The following is an 18,158-nucleotide window of genomic DNA, read 5'->3' on the forward strand; positions in this document are numbered from 1 at the left end:
AGATGCTCCTCACCCGCACGCGGACCGGGCGGGACGAAGGAGGTGCCGTGGCCGGCCGGCGGCCGTTCACAGGGGGATGTTGCCCCGCCCGGCCCGGGGCGAGGGGAGCGCCTCGTTGCGCAGCGCCCGCAGGGCCCGGGCGACGTGCACACGGGTGGACGACGGCGTGATGACCGCGTCGATGTAGCCGAGCTCGGCGGCCACGTAGGGCGTGCAGTAGCGGTCCTGGTACTCCTGCTCCAGTTCCGCCCGCACCTTGTCCACGTCGCCGCCCTCGGCCTGCACCTGCGCCAGCCGGCGCCGGTGCACGATGCTCGTCGCGCCCTGCGCCCCCATGATCGCGATCTCCGCGCTCGGCCAGGCCAGGTTGACGTCGGCGCCCAGGTGCTTGGAGCCCAGCACGTCGTATCCCGCGCCGTACGCCTTGCGCGTGATCACGGTCACCATGGGGACGGTCGCCTCCGCGTAGGCGTAGATCAGCTTCGCGCCCCGGCGGATGATGCCGTTCCATTCCTGGCCGGTGCCCGGCAGGAAGCCGGGCACGTCCACGAAGGTCAGGATCGGCACGTTGAAGGCGTTGCAGGTCCGCACGAAGCGCGCCGCCTTCTCCGCGGCGTCGATGTCCAGGCACCCCGCGAAGTGCAGGGGCTGGTTGGCGACCACGCCCACGCTCCTGCCCTCGATACGGGCGAAGCCCACGATGATGTTCTGCGCGAACAGCTCCTGGACCTCCAGGAACTCGCCGTCGTCGACCACTCCCTCGATCGCCTCGTGCATGTCGTAGGGCTGGGTCGGCGCATCGGGCACGAGGTGGTCCAGCTTCTTCGCGAGCTTTGTGGGCGCACGGTCGAGCAGGGGCCGGCCCGCCGGGTCCAGGGCGTCGAAGACGGGGGCCTCGCCCGCGTTGTTGTCGGGCAGGTGCGACAGCAGCTCCCGCACGTAGGCGATGGCGTCCTCCTCGTCGGCGCCCAGGTAGTGCACGTTGCCCGACCGCGTGCTGTGCGTCCTGCCCCCGCCCAGCTCCTCGAAGTCGACCTCCTCGCCGGTGACCGTCTTGACCACGTCCGGCCCGGTGATGAACATGTGCGACGTGCGGTCGACCATGACCACGAAGTCGGTCAGCGCCGGCGAGTAGGAGGCGCCGCCGGCGCAGTAGCCCATGATCAGCGATATCTGCGGTATCTGGCCCGAGGCCTGCACGTTGCGCCGGAAGATCTCCCCGTACATCGCCTGGGACTCCACACCCTCCTGGATGCGGGCCCCGCCCCCGTCGTTGATGCCGATGAGCGGCCGCCCCGCCTTCATGGCCAGCTCCATGATCTTGAGGATCCGCCGGCCGTGGACCTTGCCCAGCGAGCCGCCCCGAAAGCTCGCGTCCTGGCTGAACACGCAGACGGTACGGCCGTCGATCTCCCCGTACCCCGTGATCACGCCGTCGCCGTAGCCGTCGCCCGGCCCCTCCTCGCCCTCGGGCCGGGCGAACGTGTCGATCTCGACGAAGGAACCGGGGTCCAGGAGGAGTTCGAGGCGCTCCTGAGCGGTGAGCCTGCCCTGGGGATGCTGCTTGCCGGCCATCCGGACCGATCGCCCGGCAATGGCCTCACGACGTCGGTACAGGTCGTCGATCGCGTCCCGAATGGTGCGCATGTGCCCCCTCCACTGGGTCGTCAAAGGTCCCAGTCACGCGACGTGCGGGCTAAACCCGGCGCGGAATCCAGCGAGGTGATTGGGATTCGGATGCTATATCTCGGAGTTCGCCGGGGGAACGCCGAAATGAATTCCCAACCAAGAGACGTGAGGAAATCACGCAATGATGTGTGATGTGCATACGGTGAAAAGCGGTGCGATATTTGTGCCGGCGCCTGTGGCGTTGCCCGGCCGCGTTCAACTGCCCGTGCGGAACAGTTGAACGCGCCCGGGGGCCGCACGTGCGAGGGGGCCGGGTCAGCGCGAGGCCGCCTGCGGCGGTGTGGGCCGGGCCTGGGCGAGCAGGCCGTCGACGAAGGCCCGCAGCCCCTGGGCGTAGGTGTCCTGCCCGGCCAGCGCCCCCCACCGCTCGGCCACGGCGGCCAGGTGCGGAAGCCGCCCCGGTGTGTCCGAGGCGCCGAAGTAGGCGTTGAGGTGGGCGGGGTGCTCGTCCAGCCGCCGGCTGCGCGAGTGCGTGCGCACGAGGATCTCGCCGACCGTGTAGTACCAGATGCTGCGGAAGACGCGGACGGACTCCTCCGGCGTGCAGCCGTCCTCGACGGCCCCGGCCAGGATCGTCTCCACCAGCGACAGGACCGAGTCGCCGAGCCGGGCGATGAACCCGTCGGCGGTCAGGACCTCCGCCGCCCAGGGCCACGCCGCCAGGCCGTCGTGGATCGCGACGGCGGCCGTGACGATCCGCTCGCGCGGCTCGCTGGGCAGCGGCGGGTGCGGGATCTGCTCCGCGTACTCGTGGATCAGCAGGAACAGCAGGTCTTCCTTGTCGCGCACATGGGCGTACAGGGTCGTCGCCCCGACACCGAGCTCGGCGGCCAGCCGGCGGATGGTCAGCTTCTCCCAGCCGTAGTCGTCGATGAGCCCGCGGGCCGCGGCCAGGATCTGCGCACGGGAGGTCACGGGCGGCCGGCCGACACGGCCGCGCGGTTCGTTGGATCGGGGCATCGTCCCATCATGCCCCGTGCCCGCCACCGCCCCGCCCGCGGTCCCAGGTCGACAGCGCACCGGCCCGCTGCTAATTTCAGAACGTGTTCGGAAATTCTATGGCGCGAGCAGGGGCAAAGGGGTTGGGTTGCAGTGGCAAGTACGCAGTTAACGGATGAGAAGGCGATCGTCACCAGCGGCGCCCGGCCCGGGGTCACCCTCGCCGCGGTGTCCGTCGTGCAGTTCATGGTGTCCCTGGACCTGTCGGTGGTGAACGTCGGACTCCCCGAGATCGGCAGCGGCCTCGGCTTCAGCGAGGTGGGCCTGACCTGGGTGATCCACGCCTACGCCCTCACCTTCGGCGGGCTGCTGCTGCTGGGCGGCAAGATCGCCGACCGGTACGGGCACAAGCGCGTGATGCTGTTCGGGCTCGGCCTGTTCGGCCTGGCCTCCCTCGTCGGCGGCCTCGCGCAGGCCCCCGGTCAGCTGGTGGCCGCCCGCGCCGCGCAGGGCATCGGGGCCGCCGCCCTGGCACCGGCCGCCCTCGCGCTGCTGGCCTCGACCTTCCCCGGCGGCCGGGAACGCGTGAAGGCCTTCGGCGTGTGGAGCGCGGTCAACGCCTCCGGCGGAGCCGTCGGCGTCCTCGCCGGCGGCCTGCTCACCCAGTACGCCGGCTGGCAGTGGGTGATGTACATCAACCTGCCGATGGCCGCCCTCGCGCTGGCCCTGGCCTGGCGCGGCATCGCCGCGGACCGGCCCGCCGCGCGCCGCGGCCGCCCGGACGTGCTCGGTGCCGTGCTGGCCACCGCGGGCGCCGCGCTGCTCGTGTTCGGCGTGGTGCGCACCGACCGCTACCCCTGGTCCTCGGCCACCACCCTGGGGACCCTGGCCCTCGCCGTCGTGCTGCTGGTGGCGTTCGTCTACGTGGAGAAGACCACCAGCCGGGACCCGCTGATCCGGCTCGGTCTGTTCGCCAACCGCTCCGTGGCCGGGGCCAACGCCTACACGCTGCTGTTCGGCGGCGCCATGGCCTCGGCCCTGTACTTCGTCTCCCTCTACCTGCAGCGGGTGCTCTCGGGCAGCCCGGCCCGCACCGGGGTGGAGTTCCTGCCGTTCGCGCTGGGCGTGGTCCTGGGCTCCACCCTCGCCGTCAAGCTCGGCTACCGCTTCGCCCCCCGCACCATCCTGATCTGCGGCGGCCTGCTGGCGGCGGCGGGCTTCGCCTGGTTCGGCCTGATGCGCGCCGAGGGCACATTCCTCGTCGACGTCCTGGGGCCGTCGATCGTCTCCAGCGTCGGCATCGGCCTGTGCCTGGCGCCGGCCGTCTCCATCGCCACCGGGGGAGTGGCTCCCGGCGAGGCGGGCGTCGCCTCCGGCGTGCTCAACAGCACCCGCCAGATCGGCGCCTCGCTGGGCCTGGCGGCCCTGGGCACCGCGGCCGCCGACCGCACCGGCCGCTCCGTCACCCCCCAGGCCCTCAGCGACGGGTACGCGCTCGGCATGACGGCCGGCGCCGTGATCCTCGCCGTCGCGGTCCTCATCGCCGTCGTCGTCCTGCCCCGGCCCCAGCGCCCCGGCACCGACAAGGCGGGCGTCGGCTGACGTCGCACACCCGCCCGGCGTGGTACCCATAGGACAGCACGGCGCACGCGGCCCCTGACGGTGAAGGTTGTCGAAGCCTTGACCGTGACCAGGGGCCGCGTTCGCATGTCACCGCCGCCCCGCCCCGCCCCGGCCGGCGCCGTACGGGCACCACGCACACCGCCCACCGGGCCGCCGGCACCGCGCCCCTGACGGACCGCCATGCAGACGACGTCCATATTTCACCCAGTCCCATTGCCCAGAATGGCGAGCCACGAGGAACTACATAGGGGGCTCGCGTGGGAATCGATGTGCTGGTGTCCGACGGCCTGCATCTGTCCCGTTTCGCGCTCGCTGCATTGCTGGAGCGGCACGAGGGGGTCCGAGTCGTCGGGTCCGCGGAAAGCAACTACGCCGCCCTGGAGTTCGCCGAGCTGCACCGGCCCGACGTGGCGATCATCAGCTTCGAGGGCGAGGACAGCGAAGCCGTCTCCAGTGCGGAGAAGATCGCGAACCTGGGCTGCAGGAGCATGCTGCTGACCACCGCGGTGACGCGCTCGGTCGTCCGCCAGGCCTTCGCCACCGGAATCGGCGGTATCGTCGAACGGAGTGTGTCCCCACGCCAGTTCGTCGACGCCATCCACCGGGTGCACCAAGGCGAGCGGGTCTTCGACGCGGAACTGACCGTCGCCGCGCTGAACAACAGCGACTGCCCTTTGAACCGGCGTGAGTTCGCCGTCCTGGAGTATGTCGCCCGAGGCGACACGGTCGTCGAGATCGCGGCAGGCATGCACCTCTCCCAAGGAACCGTACGCAACTACCTCTCCTCCATGGTGGCGAAGCTGGGAGCACGCAACCGAATCGACGCCCTGCGCATTGCCAGGGATTCACGCTGGATCTGATCCGTCACCCGCCCGGTCATGGGCGCAGACGTTCAACTGCCCACCGGAAAACAGTTGAACTCGTTTCCTCCCCGTCACGGTCCCACGACCGGCTGCCGGCGATCAATTGAGGCGGTCACCGCAGAGCGCGGCTAGTGCGCCAAACCGTTCTGTGTTTCTAATGGACGGGCCTTCGTCGGACAGCCGTGCACAGGCCCGTGCCGCGCTCGTGTCGCTCGTCTTGAGCCGCCCCGGTGAATCACCATGTCCCGCCATACCGGCTGATGTGATGCGCTCAGGATGGGATCTACGATGCCTACGCCACACCATGCAAAGACAGCGCGCCGACCGCCGTCGCATCGCGCGCGAAAAACGCCCGGCCACGCCGCGCACAGCCCTTCGCGCGGATGGGGCCGGCACCCCGCCGCACCCGCGCCCGCGCCGCCACCGGCCGCACCCGCACCGCCCGGTGCGGTGTCTGCCGCCACCGGCGCACACCCCCCGCGCGACCCCGCCGGCCCCCGCGGCCACCGCGCGCGGCACCCCGCCGCGCCCGCCCGCGCCCTGCCCGCAGGTGGTGTTCGCCCGGCCTTCGGCGCGCGCCCGCCCGGCTCCCGCCCCACGCCCGGACGGGCCCCGGGCGGCGCACCACCCGCGCCACCCGCGCCACCCCTTGCCTCCGGCAGCGGCCGCACCCCGGCGCGGGCCCCCCACGCCGCGCGGCACCCCCGTCCCGCACCGGACGGGCCACCCCCGCGGGAGCCCCGTACGGCACCGGTGGCGCGGTGAAGCGCCCCGGCACACCCCGCCGGCGCCCCGGCGGCGGCCCGGCCGGGCCGGGCGTGCGCCCCGGCCCGCGCGGCGGACGGCGTCCGGGCCCCGCGCCCGCCGGCCAGGGCGGTGCGCGCAGCGCCCCCGGTCCGGGGGAGCGGATGCACAAACGGGCAGAAACGGTACTTCAGGAGGTGAATCACTCATGGTGAGCACGGCCCTGCGCATACAGCTCCTGGGACCGGTGCGCGCGTGGTGGAACGAGGCGGAGGTGGCGCTCGGCCCGCCCAAGCAGCGCGCCGTGCTGGCCCTGCTCGCCAGCCGCGCGGGCGACGTCGTGGGCGTGGAGAACATCGTGGACGCCGTGTGGGGCGGCGACCTGCCGCACACGGCCGCCAACGGCGTGCACACCTACGTCGCCGGACTGCGCCGGGTGCTGGAGCCCGGACGCAGGAAGAGAGCGGCCGGCGTGGTGCTCGCCTCCGAATCGGGCGGGTACTGCCTGCGGGTGGACCCCACCGCCGTGGACGCCGTGCTCTTCACGCGAAGCCTCGGCCAGGCGCGCGGCTCACGCGGCCAGGGCGACGCCCCGGCGACCCTGCGGCTGTACGAGCAGGCCCTGTCCCACTGGCACGGCGAGGCGTTCTCCCGCGTCCCCGGCCCGTTCGCGGCGATGGAGCGCACCCGGCTGCGCGACCTGCGGCTGGCGGCGGTGGAGGAGTGGGCCGAGGACATGCTGGCGGCCGGCCGGCACACCGAGCTGGTCACCGAACTGCCGCAGACGGTCTCCGAGGAGCCGTTGCGGGAGAAACTGCGCTGGCTGCTGATGCTGGCGCTCTACCGCAGCGGACGCCGGGTGCACGCGCTGTGGGTGTACGAGGAGACCCGGGAGCTGCTGATCAGGGAACTGGGCATCGAGCCCGGCGCCGACCTGCGCACCCTCTACCAGCAGATCCTGTCCGGGCACCCGGAACTGCGCCCGCCCGGCCCGGACCTTCGCCCCGCGCCGCCCGCCGACCGGCCCCCCGCCTTCGGCGGCGCGCCCAAGCCGCTGCAACTGCCGCCCCTGGCCCGCGGGTTCGTCGGGCGCGCCGGGCAACTCGCGCAGCTGGAGCAGTGGGTCGCCGGCGAGCGGACGCGCGGCGGCGCCAGCACACCGGTCGTGGTGGTCGACGGCCCGGCCGGCGTCGGCAAATCGGCGTTCGTGCTGCAGCTGGCGCACCGGCTCACCGACCGCTTCCCCGACGGCCAGCTGTATGTGGACCTGTGCGGCACCGGGCTCCAGGGGCGGCCGGTCAGCGCCGCCGACGCCCTGGGCCAGCTCCTGGGCGGCCTGGGGGTCGACGGCTCACGGATGCCCTCGGGCGTGGCCGCCCGCGCCTCCCTGTACCGCAGCCTGCTGCACGGCCAGCGGATGCTGGTGGTCTTCGACGACGCGCACCACGCCGACCAGCTGCGACCGCTCATACCCCGCGGCTCCTCCTGCGTCCTGGCCACCAGCCGCCAGCGCCTGAGCGGACTGGCGGCACGCGACGGCGCGCACCTGGTCACCATCGGACCGCTGACCCAGGAGGAGGGCGCGCACCTGCTGATCCGCCTGAGCGCCGGACGCCTGAGCGAACCCGGCCCGCTCACCGACCGGCTGATCGCGCTGTGCGGCGGGCTCCCGCTGGCCCTGCGCATCGTCGCCGAACAGCTGGCGGTCACCCCCGACGTCCCGCTGAGCACCCTGGTCGAGCAGTACGCGAGCGCACCCGGCCGGCTGAAACGGCTGACGGTCAAGGACGACGCGGCGACCGACATGCCCCGCATCTTCGAGGCCTCCTACCGCCTGCTGCCCGAGGACGCCGCGCGGATGTTCCGCTATCTGGGCCTGGACACCGGCCCCGTGACGGTGGCCGACGCCGCGGCGCTGGCCGGAACGGACCCGGACACCGCCCGCAGGCTCCTCGCGCTCCTGGCCGCCCACCACCTGCTGGAGGAAGGACCGGACAACGAGTACCGCTTCCACAGCCTCATCGGCATCTACGCCGCCGAGTGCGCCGAGCACGAACCGCCGGCCCTGCGCCGCGCGGCCCTCACCCGGCTCAGGCGCCTGCGATCAGGCCCGACGCCCCCGCCCCGCCCGCTCGAAACCAGCTCTACAGGCGCTTGAGCCCCGCCCAAATAAAACGGAGTAGTCGGTTTATTTTCAGTATCATCGGCGCCATGAAGCCTGAACCGGAGATGCCTCAGGAGGCGCTGATGCTCGACGCGTTAACGGCAGGCACGCCCAGATCACCGGCGCCCGGCGCCTCTCACCTGCCGGTCGTCCAACTGGTGCCCATCGCGTCCCTGGTGACGTCGGACTCGCCGCGGATCGCGGGGGAGGACGCCGAGCACGTCGAGGCACTGGCCGAGACACGCACTCCGCTGCCGCCCATCGTGGTCCACCGGCCGACCATGCGGATTGTCGACGGGGTGCACCGGCTGCGGGCGGCGGTGCTGCGGGGCGAGGACTCCATCGAGGTCCGCTACGTGGAGGGCTCGGCCGAGGACGCGTTCGTCCTGGCCGTCAAGCTCAACGCCGAACACGGCATGCCGCTCTCGCGCCGGGACCGGCTCTCGGCGGCCGAGCGCATCATCGACAGCCACGCCCACTGGTCGGACCGGCGCATCGCGGAGGTGACCGGCCTCGCGCCGGCCACCGTCTCCCAGCTGCGCCGGCGTTCAACTGTCCAGGCCGAGCAGTTGAACACCCGCACCGGACGCGACGGCCGGGCCCGGCCGGTCAACAGCGCCGCCGGCCGGCGCCGCGCCGGCCAGGTCATCGCCGAACGCCCCAACGCCTCGCTGCGGGAGATCGCCCAGGAGGCGGGCATCGCCCTGGCGACCGCCCGCGACGTCCGGCTGCGCATCCGCGAAGGCAAGGACCCGGTCCCGCCCAAACTGCGGGAAGCCGCACAGAAAGGAGACCTGCCGCAGCAGCCCGCGGTACGCAGGCCCACCCCGGCCCAGGAATGCGAGCGCCCCGAGCGCAAAGGGCCGGAGCCGGCCCTCATCTCGGACGCCGGACGCCTGGTGAACCTGCGTAAAGACCCCTCCCTGCGTTTCTCCGAGGCGGGCAGGGCGCTGCTGCAGCTCCTGGCCACCAACGCCCTCGACGACGAGAAATGGCGGTGGCTGATGGGCGCGGTACCCGAACACCGGTATGCCGATATCGCCCGGGCCGCCCGGTACTGCGGCGAGCGCTGGCTCAGTTTCGCCGAAGGACTGGAAAACGGCAGCGGCGCGCGCACGGGCCGGGCCGTGTGAGCGGGGACCTCTCTTGCGCCGCCCAGTTCGCCCTGGGTACCGTCAATTCCGAAATCCCCCGGGCGAGTTCGCCGGTGAAGCGCGATGCTTCGTCGGCGAACTCGTTTTTCGTCCCGCACCCGTTTCGACGCCGGCCCCGATTCACCGGCGCCGGCGGATACGGACCGCGCGAAAACCCCCACCGAATTCCGCGCACGCCACCCTTCGGCCCTTCCGGGCGGGTCCCGCGCGCCGGCCGGGCCGCGGAGGGGCCACACCGCGAGGATCACCGCCCGGGCGTGAACACGTGCTGATAGCATACGAACTCGACGGTTTCTTTTGCTTCCCGGGTGTGGGGGACCCGGGTCAGGGTGAGGAGGTGTGGCGTGGCGCAGCAGGAACGGGCCTTTCGGACGCGGCGTACGATCCTGACCGCTGCGGCCGAGGTCTTCGATGAACTCGGCTACGAGGCGGCCACCATGTCGGAGATCCTGGGACGCTCCGGTGTCACCAAGGGCGCGCTGTACTTCCACTTCCCCTCCAAGGAACAGCTCGCCAAAGAGGTGCTCCAGGAGAATGTGCAGGTGGTCCCGGCGGTCCCGCCGCAGCGGCTGAAGCTGCAGGAGGCCGTCGACCGGGGCCTGCTGCTCGCCTACCTGATGGTCCGCGATCCGGTGCTGCGCGGCGGCGTCCGGCTCGCCCTGGAGCAGGCCGGGCACGGCAAGGTGGACCGCAGCGTGCCCTTCCTGGCCTGGTCCCAGGAAAGCCGGCGCATGTTCGAACAGGCCAAGCTGGCAGGGGAACTGCAGCCCCACATCGACCCCGGTGAACTCGCCGACGTGTTCGTCGGGGCGTTCGCGGGCGTGCAGCTGATGTCGCAGGCCCTGACCGGGCGCGCGGACCTGGACGAACGCGTGGCCGCGCTGTACCGCGTCCTGATGGCCGGCGTCGCCGTCCCCAGCGTCCTGGTCCAGCTGGACGTCGCCGTGGACCGCGGCGCCCGGGTGAACGAGGCCGTCGAACAGCAGCGGCACGGCAAGGGACAGTCCCCGCCCGAGCGCACGGCCCGCCTCGTCGAGCACGGTTGAGTACGGCCGGATCAGACCCGCACGGCGATCACACACCACCGTGCGGGTCCACCCAGGACGGAGTGCATCAATGGTGGTATCGGCCTGCCCCTACGCCCTGGACCTGACGGGCAGTCACTTAGCGGAGGAAGCCGCCCGGCTCAGACAGCACGGCCCCGCAGCCCGCGTCACCCTGCCCGACGGCGTGCCGGCCTGGGCCGTGACGCGGCACTCCAGCGCCAGGCGACTGCTGGTGGACCCCCGCATATCCAAGGACGCCCGCCGGCACTGGCCGCCCCTCGCCGACGGGCGCATCGGCGAGGACTGGCCCCTCTACCACTGGGTCAGCGCGCAGAACATGCTCACCGCCTACGGGACCGAACACACCCGGCTGCGCAGACTGGTCTCCGGGGCGTTCACCCCCCGCCGCAGCGCGGCCATGCGGCCCCGCGTCCAGACCCTGACCGCCGCCCTGCTCAAGGCGCTGGCAGCCCGCCCCGCCGGCCAGAGCGTGGACCTGATCACCCACTTCGCGCTGGAGCTGCCCGTCCAGGTGATCTGCGAACTGTTCGGGGTCCTCGACGAAGGCGACCGGCACACACTGCGGCACGGGCTCAGCGAGTCCGTGCGCACCTCGGCGCGTGCCGAGGAGGTACGCCAGGCACAGACGAGCGTGCATCAGGCACTGGCCCAGCTCGTGGCCGTCAAACGCCTCGCGCCGGCCGACGACCTGACCTCCGCCCTGATCGCGGCGCGGGACGAGGACGGCACCCGGCTGAGCGAGAGCGAACTCGTCGACACCCTCATGCTGGTGATCGGCGCCGGCTACGAGACCACGGTCAACCTCCTGGGCAACGCCATCGTGGAACTGCTCAGCCACCCCGACCAGCTGCGGCAGGTCCGCGACGGCGCGGTGGGCTGGGACGCGGTGGTGGAGGAGACCCTCAGGATGCGCGGGCCCGCCGCGTTCGTCCCCCTGCGGTTCGCGCTGCAGGACATCGACCTCGGCGAAGGAGTGGTCATCCGCCAGGGCGATGCCGTGCTGATCTCCTTCGCCGCCACCGGCCTGGACCCGGACGAACACGGCAGCGACGCCGCACGGTTCGACGTGGCACGCGGCGAGCGACGCGACCACCTCGCCTTCGGGCACGGCGTGCACTACTGCCTGGGCGCCTCCCTGGCCCGCCTCGAAGCGGCCGTCGCGCTGCCCGCCCTGTTCGAACGCTTCCCCCACATGCGCCTGGCCCGCCCGGTACAGGAGCTGGAACCGACCGTGTCCTTCGTCACCAACGGCTACCGCAGCGTCCCGGCGGTCCTCACCCCGGAGCCCGGCCGGTGATCGCGGTGACCGGCGCGACCGGGACGGTGGGAGGCCTGGTGGCCCGCCTGCTCGTCGGCACCCATCCGCTGCGGCTGCTCGTGCGCCGCCCGCAGCGGGCCGGCGAACTGGGTCTGCCCGGCGAGGCGGTGGCGGCCGACTTCGGCGACCCCGCCTCGCTCACCGGCGCACTGAGGGGCGTGCACGCCCTGTTCGTGGTCACCGCGAACCCGCTGCAGCCCGCACACGACCACAACCTCCTCAGCGCCGCCCGCCGAAGCGGGGTGGGGCACATCGTCAAACTCTCCGCCCTCGCCGTGGCCGACGAACAGGCCGACGACCTGATCACCCGCTGGCAGCGGCACAACGAGGCCCGCCTGCGCTCCTGCGGAGTGCCCTGGACGATCCTGCGGCCACGGTCCTTCATGTCGAACTCCCTGGCCTGGGCCCCCTCCATCCGCACCCGGGGCGTCGTCCAGGCCCCCGTCGGCACCTCACGCAACGCCTGCATCGCCCCCCAGGACATCGCCGAGGTCGCCGTACGGGCCCTGACCGGCGCCGCGGGCGAGGGCATGACCTACCCGCTGACGGGCCCGCAGGCACTGTCGGCGGCCGAACAGACCGCGGTCCTGGCCGAGGTCCTCGACCGCCCGGTGCGCTTCGTGGACATGACCCTCGACCAGGCCTACCAGGCCTGGTCGGCGCGCTATCCCGAGCCCATCGCCCAGGCCCTGCTGCACAGCGCCCGACGCCAGCAGGAAGGCTCCAAGCAGCTCACCGACCCCACGCTCGAAAAGCTCCTGGACCGCCCGGCGCTGACCTACCGCGACTGGGCCCGCCAGCACCGCCACCACTTCGCCTGACCCCACCCACCCCCCCGCGGCCGCGCACGCACCGGCCCCACACCGACGCCGACGGAAAGGACGACCATGTCCAGCCCCCCCAGCGAAGTGGTGATCGTCGGCGGCGGCCCCGTCGGCATGCTGCTGGCCGCCGAACTCGGTGCCCACGGCATCGCCACCGTCGTCGTCGAGGCGCGGCACGGCACCCGCGGGCAACCCCGGGCCGCCACCCTCCACCCCCACACCCAAACCAGCCTCGCCCGGCGCGCACCGGCCGCCGACGCCGCGCCCACCGCCCCGGCCGGCCGGCCACCGGCCCTCACCCACCTCAGCCAGGCCGACCTGGAACGCCGCCTCGAAACCGCGGCCCGCCGATGCGGGGTACAGGTGCTGCGGGGCCATCGCGCCGTGCGTATCGACCAGGACCCCGACGGGGTCGACGTCCATGTCCGCTCGGACGCCGGCACACGCCGGCTGCGCGCCTGCTACGTGGTGGGCGCGGACGGAGCCGGCAGCACGGTGCGCGAGATGGGCGGCTTTGCTGCACACACCCGCCCCGCGACCGTCTCGGCCCTGACCGGCCAGGTACGCTTCGCCGACCCCGCCGGCGTGCCGCTGGGCTGGCGGCGCACCGAGCGCGGCTGGACCTGCGCGAGCTGCGACGAACAGGGCGAGGGCCGGCTGCTCACCGTGGACTTCTCGGGGCCGCACCCCGCCCGCGCCGGTGCGCCCACCCTCCAGGAGCTCAGCGCCGAGGCCCAACGGATCACGGGCCGCCCCGTGCCCCTGGCCGACGCGGCCCACCTGTCCCGGCTCAGCGACTTCTCCCGGCTGGTCACCAGCTACCGCCGGGGCCGGATCCTTTTGGCCGGCGACAGCGCGCACACGCACTTCCCCGTGGGCGGCCAGGCGCTGGACGCCGGCCTGCGCGACGCCCTCAACCTGGGCTGGAAACTGGCCCACACGCTCCGCGGCCGGGCGGGCAAGGACCTGCTGGACACCTACGACCGGGAACGCAGGCCCGCCGCGCAGCGCGCGCTCGACGACATGCGCGCACGGCTCGCGCTGATGCGCCCCGACCCCGAACTGGCCCCGCTGCACGGCCTCATGGCGGATCTGCTGCCCATTCCCGAGGCCGGCAGGCCCGGCCGGATCACCGGCACCGGGGACCTTCCCCGCCGCCTCGGGGCCGCCCCGCGCTCACCGTGGCCCGGGCGGCTGCTGCCGAACCGGCCGCTGGCCGCCGGCGGCGACCTGGCCGCACTGCTCAGCCAGGGCCGGCCGGTGCTGCTGCTGAGCGAGCACGCCGCCTGCCCCAGCGCCGCACAGCAATGGACCCACGTCCTGCGCACCGCCCGGGCCGCCGCCGCGCTGCCGGGCGTCGACGCCATGGTCGTACGCCCGGACGGGCACGTGCTGTGGGCGTCCGACGGCGGGGACCTCGGCGCGGCGCTGGGGGAGTGGTTCGGCCGGCCGGCCACCGCACCCCCGCGTCCCCGCGTGGCCCCGGCTCAGGGCTCAGCCGACCTCAGCCGGTGCCTTATGGGCCTCACGCTGGAATTCCTGTGACACCTCGCAGGACGCCTTCAGGATCGACTGCTGCAGCCGCTGCACCGGCGCACTCGGCTCCAGCCCCAGCTCCCGCACCAAAGTGCCGCGCAGCCGCTGGTAGACCCGCAGCGCCTCGCCGGGACGCCCGGCCCGGTACAGCGCCAGCATGAACTGGCGGTACAGGCTCTCGTGCAGGTGGTACCGCTCGACCAGGACGGTGAGTTCGGGCAGCAGCTCGCGGTGGCGCCCCAGCAGCAGATCCACCTCGATGCGCCGGTCCACCGCGCACAGCCGGGCCTCCTCCAGCCGCCGCGCCTGCACCTCCAGATGCCGGCCGGGCTGAATGTCGACCAGCGCGGGCCCCGTCCACAGGGCGAGCGCCGCGTGCAGCAGGCGAGCCGCGCCGGTGTGGTCCCCGGCCTCCATGGCCCGGTAGCCCTCGGCGCTCAGCCGGTCGAACTCGCGGAAGTCCAGCGTGCCCGCGCCCGTCTCCAGGAGATAACCGCCCGGCAGCGTGACCAGCACCTGCTTGGCCGTGCGCCGCGGCGCGCCCGCCGCCCCCGAAAGGGCGGAATCGATCAGCTCCCGCAGCCGCAGGACGTACGTCTGCAGCGTGGTGCGGGCACTGCGCGGCGGCCGGGCGCCCCACAGTTCCTCCACCAGGACGGCGGCCGGTACCGGCTGGCCCGCGTTCAGGGCGAGCAGGGCGAGGACCTGACGCGGCTTCGGCGCGGTCGGCACGATCCGCGTGCTGCCCAGCCGTGCTGCAAAGCCGCCGAGTACTTCGATGTCCATCTCTCTCCCCCAGATCCGTACGCGCGGGGCCCGTCAGGCACGCGCGGGGTGTGGCGTAGCTCAGGGAACTCGGGACTTGCTTGACCACCAAATTAAACAGCATGGCCGGTTCTTTCTCCAGTGGAACCCGAGGATCCGTGCCGGCGCCGCCCGCGGCCCGCGCCGCGGGGCGCGGGTCCGCGGTCGGCGTCCTCGCAGGTCTGTCCGTGTGCCGGGGTGGTGTGCCAGGGTGGGTGGAAAGCTCGTTCCCCCTGCCCGGTCCAGGGTTCCCGGGGGCCGCGGACCCGCGGGCTCCGGCCCGGCGCCTCCCGCGAACCCATGTCCCGGAGCCCTAACAAACCGCATCAGCGGTTTGTTAATCTTGGGGGAGTTGTGGGCGCGTTCTGCTGCCGGGCAGAGCCGCTTGGACGGGGGTGTCATCTCCGTGGCCGTACGCGGCCACGGAACGGCTCGGGAGCTACGGAGCACCTCGATGGTCAAGCAGGAACGTGCCGTACGGACCCGCAACGCGCTGATCGCCGCTGCGGCCGAAGACTTCAGCAGGCTGGGGTACAGCCCTTCCTCGCTGCTGTCCATCAGCCGTCACGCCGGCGTGACCAGCGGGGCACTGCACTTCCACTTCCCGACCAAGGTCGCGCTCGCCTCCGCGGTCATGGCCGCCGCGATCCAGCGCCTGCACCAGATCGTGGAGCGCTGCGAGAAGCGGATGCCCCCGGGCGGCGCGCTGCAGCTGCTGGTCGACGCCGGCCATGAACTGGTCCAGCAGCTGCGCGAGGACGCGGTGCTGCGCGCCGGGTTCGACCTCGAGGGCGACCCGGGGTGCCCGCGGGGTGTGGGGGAGGTGCGCCGCCACTGGCACCAGTGGGTGCAGGCGACCCTGCAATGCGCCGAGGAGGCGGGGCAGTTGCGCCCGGGCGTATCGGTCGAGCAGGTGGCGAGCGCGGTGTTCGTGTGCACGGTGGGCATCCAGATGCTCGGCCGGCGGGACACGCAGTGGGTCTCGCGCCGCACGCTGAGCAGGTTCTGGTATCTGGTGCTGCCCCGGATCGCGGCCGGTGAGGGCGACCTGGACGCCGCGGGAACCTGCTGAGAGCAGCCCCTTCGCAACGGACCGCGCAGGTCTGCCGCCTTTTTTAACGGGAACCGCGCCGGCCGCTTGTGTGAATACAGCGTTTCACGGCCCGCCGAATGGCTTTACCGCCAGAAGCGGGCCTTCCGCTTCCACTCGAAACGGTTACCCGGCCGAGCGCAAATTTTTCTTCGTGGTCGCCCCAAACTAAACCGGTGAGCCCGTATATTTCGTGGGGACCCTTTCGAACCACGTCGTCATCCAACCTTTGAACCGTCGGGAAGAGGGGAACCCATGACCCTGCTCGTTCGCCAGCAAGAGCCCACCCGCGCTCCCGCCTGGCAGGGTGTCCAGGACCTGCCGCAGCTGACCACCACCGTCCCGCGCGAGTATGTGCACCGCGCCTCGCTCGCCGAGGTCTTCCTCACCGGATGCCGCCAGCTCGACGGCACCCGCTTCGAGCTCACGGGACAGTGGCCGCGCGCGCACACCTTCTTCACCAGCAGCGACGGCACGCAGCACGACCCCATGCAGGCGGCCGAAACCATTCGCCAGGTCGGTCTCTTCCTCGCCCACTCGGAGTTCGGCGTGCCGCTGGGGCATCACTTCCTGCTGCGGGACATGGAGTTCTCCGTGATCCCGGACAACCTGGGCATAGGGGCACGTCCCAGCGAGCTGACACTCCAGGCCGCCTGCACCGACGTGAAGTGGAGGGGCAACCGCCTCGTGCAGTTCGCCATGCGGATCACCATCGAACGCGACGGGCGCCTCGCGGCCCGCGGCAGCGGGCACTTCACCTGCGTCGCCCCCGCCGCCTACCACCGCCTGCGCGGAGCGGGGCACACCGAGACCGGCACCGTGCCGATACCCCGGCCCCTACCCGTCGAGCCCTGGCGGGTGGGCCGCTCCAGCGTCGCCGACGTCGTGCTGTCGGCCACCGACCAGCCGGGCCGCTGGCTGCTCAGCCCCGACCCGCGCCACCCCATCCTGTTCGACCACGGCGGCGACCACGTACCGGGGATGGTGCTGATCGAGGCCGCCCGGCAGGCGGCCTGCGGGCTGCTTGAGGGCGACACCTTCCTCCCGGTCAGAGCCATCACCGAGTTCCACCGCTACGCCGAGTTCGCCACCCCGTGCTGGATCGACGCGGTCCTCGCGCACCCCGAACAGCCGGGCACCCGCAGCGTGTACGTCACCGGGCACCAGGACGGCAACGAGGTCTTCCGCACCCGGCTGGACGGGGAGTGCGCCCACCACGGCGCACCCCGGGAACAGCGGGCCGGGGCGGCACAGGACGTGGGGGCCTGAGACAGGGCCCCGGGGCTGTGCGCCGATGTCCTGACCGGGTGCGCGGAACTTCCGCCACCTCACCTCAACGCCGTTCGCCGTCGGCAGGCCGGCCCGCCCCGGCACATCCGGCCGCCGTGTCCTCGGGTGCGCGGCTTCGGGCTGGGGCAGGCCTTTCCGGGCCCGGTCACCGCCCCGAGTCCCGCGCACGTGCGCCGGCTTCGGCTCACGCCCGCCGCGCCGGGTGCGGGCCGCACGCGGAGGTCACCGACGGTGCGGCGCCCAGGGTCGCGGTCAGGCCGGCGTCGACGGGCAGCACGACCCCCGTGATCCAGCGCGACCGGGGGCCGGCCAGGAACAGCACGGCGTCACCGACGTCCCAGCCGGTCCCCTCGGTCGCCAGCGGGGCCGCGAGCCTGCGCTGTTCACGGGCGTGGCCGTCGACGCCCTGGGAGTGGACCATCGGGGTGTGGACGTAGCCGGGGGCGAGCGCGTTGACCCGGATGCCCTCGGGCCCGTGGTGGGCGGCCATGGTCCGGGTGAGGCCCACGACCGCGGCCTTGGTCGTGGGGTAGGCCACCGTCGGGTGCCCCCCGGCCAGGCCGACCGCCGAGGACATGTTGATGATCGACCCCCCGCCGGCGGCGCGCATGCGGGGGATGGCGGCACGCGACATCAGCACCATGGAGTTCAGGTTCAGGCGCAGGCACTGCTCCCACGCGTCGAGGTCCACATCGACCACGGTTCCGGGCGGGCCGGCGACACCGACGTTGTTGACCAGGACGTCGAGCCGGCCGAAGGCGCCCACCGCTTGCGCGACCACGTCCGCGCACGCGTCGGGGGAGGTCACATCGGCCGTCACCGCGAGCGAGCTGCCGCCGCGCTCGGCGATGAGCTTCTGCGTCTGCGTCATGTTCTCGGGCGCGGAGTCGACCACCACCACGTGCGCCCCGGCGCCGGCGAGCAGCACGGCCGCGGCCCGCCCGTTGCCGATGCCCGGCGCGCGGGAACCACCGCCGGTGACGATCGCGACCTTGTCCTTGAGCCCGAAGTCGGCACTCATGCTTGCCTGCCTTTCCGCACGGATGACGGGGC

The 18,158-nt window shown here is 72.8% G+C and carries 14 protein-coding genes; 10 read left to right on the plus strand and 4 right to left on the minus strand.

Annotated features, from left to right (window positions below; translation table 11 throughout):
• Nucleotides 1-66 precede the first annotated feature (66 nt).
• Both IE244_RS34115 and IE244_RS34120 read right to left on the minus strand, forming a co-directional pair.
• The gene (locus IE244_RS34115) at nt 67-1,647 is read right to left on the minus strand and encodes an acyl-CoA carboxylase subunit beta (protein ID WP_191877453.1); all 1,581 of its coding nucleotides are present in this window, start codon (nt 1,645-1,647) and stop codon (nt 67-69) included.
• A 297-nt stretch (nt 1,648-1,944) separates the two neighbouring features.
• Nucleotides 1,945-2,649 (minus strand): TetR/AcrR family transcriptional regulator, encoded by a 705-nt coding sequence (locus IE244_RS34120; RefSeq protein WP_191877454.1) that lies wholly within the window; start codon nt 2,647-2,649, stop codon nt 1,945-1,947.
• 132 nt (nt 2,650-2,781) lie between these two features.
• On the opposite strand from IE244_RS34120, the gene IE244_RS34125 reads away from it, so the two are divergent.
• The 8 genes from IE244_RS34125 to IE244_RS34160 all read left to right on the plus strand — a co-directional run bounded on the left by IE244_RS34125 (nt 2,782) and on the right by IE244_RS34160 (nt 13,930).
• The gene (locus tag IE244_RS34125) at nt 2,782-4,230 is read left to right on the plus strand and encodes an MFS transporter (RefSeq protein ID WP_229854557.1); all 1,449 of its coding nucleotides are present in this window, start codon (nt 2,782-2,784) and stop codon (nt 4,228-4,230) included.
• Between the two features lie 290 nt (nt 4,231-4,520).
• A complete protein-coding gene (locus IE244_RS34130) occupies nt 4,521-5,111 on the plus strand; it encodes a response regulator transcription factor (protein WP_191877455.1) in 591 nt (196 codons plus the stop codon).
• 955 nt (nt 5,112-6,066) lie between these two features.
• A complete protein-coding gene (locus tag IE244_RS34135; RefSeq protein WP_191877456.1) occupies nt 6,067-8,016 on the plus strand; it encodes an AfsR/SARP family transcriptional regulator in 1,950 nt (649 codons plus the stop codon).
• 53 nt (nt 8,017-8,069) lie between these two features.
• Nucleotides 8,070-9,155: a ParB/RepB/Spo0J family partition protein gene (locus IE244_RS34140; protein WP_229854559.1), complete on the plus strand. Its 1,086-nt coding sequence runs from the start codon at nt 8,070-8,072 to the stop codon at nt 9,153-9,155.
• A gap of 365 nt (nt 9,156-9,520) precedes the next feature.
• Complete coding sequence (locus tag IE244_RS34145) at nt 9,521-10,222, plus strand: ScbR family autoregulator-binding transcription factor (protein ID WP_191877457.1); 702 nt, start codon at nt 9,521-9,523, stop codon at nt 10,220-10,222.
• A 70-nt stretch (nt 10,223-10,292) separates the two neighbouring features.
• Nucleotides 10,293-11,540 (plus strand): cytochrome P450 family protein, encoded by a 1,248-nt coding sequence (locus IE244_RS34150; protein ID WP_191877458.1) that lies wholly within the window; start codon nt 10,293-10,295, stop codon nt 11,538-11,540.
• A complete protein-coding gene (locus tag IE244_RS34155; RefSeq protein WP_191877459.1) occupies nt 11,537-12,382 on the plus strand; it encodes an NAD(P)H-binding protein in 846 nt (281 codons plus the stop codon). The genes IE244_RS34150 and IE244_RS34155 overlap by 4 nt, the downstream gene beginning before the upstream one ends.
• Before the next feature lie 66 nt (nt 12,383-12,448).
• Entirely contained in the window at nt 12,449-13,930 is a 1,482-nt protein-coding gene (locus IE244_RS34160) for an FAD-dependent monooxygenase (RefSeq protein ID WP_191877460.1), read from the plus strand.
• Here the strand turns inward: IE244_RS34160 and IE244_RS34165 are convergent.
• Nucleotides 13,880-14,707 carry an AfsR/SARP family transcriptional regulator gene (locus IE244_RS34165; RefSeq protein WP_191877461.1) on the minus strand — a complete coding sequence of 276 codons (828 nt, stop codon included), beginning with the start codon at nt 14,705-14,707 and terminating at the stop codon, nt 13,880-13,882. The genes IE244_RS34160 and IE244_RS34165 overlap by 51 nt on opposite strands.
• 472 nt (nt 14,708-15,179) lie before the next feature.
• Here IE244_RS34165 and IE244_RS34170 point away from each other — a divergent pair, with 472 nt between their 5' ends.
• A complete protein-coding gene (locus tag IE244_RS34170; protein WP_191877462.1) occupies nt 15,180-15,797 on the plus strand; it encodes a ScbR family autoregulator-binding transcription factor in 618 nt (205 codons plus the stop codon).
• A 273-nt stretch (nt 15,798-16,070) separates the two neighbouring features.
• Entirely contained in the window at nt 16,071-17,084 is a 1,014-nt protein-coding gene (locus tag IE244_RS34175) for a ScbA/BarX family gamma-butyrolactone biosynthesis protein (RefSeq protein WP_191877463.1), read from the plus strand.
• A 205-nt stretch (nt 17,085-17,289) separates the two neighbouring features.
• On the opposite strand, the gene IE244_RS34180 is transcribed toward IE244_RS34175, so the two are convergent.
• The gene (locus IE244_RS34180) at nt 17,290-18,126 is read right to left on the minus strand and encodes an SDR family NAD(P)-dependent oxidoreductase (RefSeq protein WP_191877464.1); all 837 of its coding nucleotides are present in this window, start codon (nt 18,124-18,126) and stop codon (nt 17,290-17,292) included.
• Nucleotides 18,127-18,158 lie beyond the last annotated feature (32 nt).

The organism is Streptomyces filipinensis (assembly GCF_014649495.1).
Lineage (GTDB): Bacteria > Actinomycetota > Actinomycetes > Streptomycetales > Streptomycetaceae > Streptomyces > Streptomyces filipinensis.

Coding starts and splice junctions, on each gene's coding strand:
- IE244_RS34115 (WP_191877453.1), bottom strand. CDS start 1,647: ATGCGCACCATTCGGGACGCGATCGACGACCTGTACCGACGTCGTGAG.
- IE244_RS34120 (WP_191877454.1), bottom strand. CDS start 2,649: ATGCCCCGATCCAACGAACCGCGCGGCCGTGTCGGCCGGCCGCCCGTG.
- IE244_RS34135 (WP_191877456.1), top strand. CDS start 6,067: ATGGTGAGCACGGCCCTGCGCATACAGCTCCTGGGACCGGTGCGCGCG.
- IE244_RS34140 (WP_229854559.1), top strand. CDS start 8,070: ATGAAGCCTGAACCGGAGATGCCTCAGGAGGCGCTGATGCTCGACGCG.
- IE244_RS34150 (WP_191877458.1), top strand. CDS start 10,293: ATGGTGGTATCGGCCTGCCCCTACGCCCTGGACCTGACGGGCAGTCAC.
- IE244_RS34160 (WP_191877460.1), top strand. CDS start 12,449: ATGTCCAGCCCCCCCAGCGAAGTGGTGATCGTCGGCGGCGGCCCCGTC.
- IE244_RS34165 (WP_191877461.1), bottom strand. CDS start 14,707: ATGGACATCGAAGTACTCGGCGGCTTTGCAGCACGGCTGGGCAGCACG.
- IE244_RS34170 (WP_191877462.1), top strand. CDS start 15,180: ATGGTCAAGCAGGAACGTGCCGTACGGACCCGCAACGCGCTGATCGCC.
- IE244_RS34175 (WP_191877463.1), top strand. CDS start 16,071: ATGACCCTGCTCGTTCGCCAGCAAGAGCCCACCCGCGCTCCCGCCTGG.
- IE244_RS34180 (WP_191877464.1), bottom strand. CDS start 18,126: ATGAGTGCCGACTTCGGGCTCAAGGACAAGGTCGCGATCGTCACCGGC.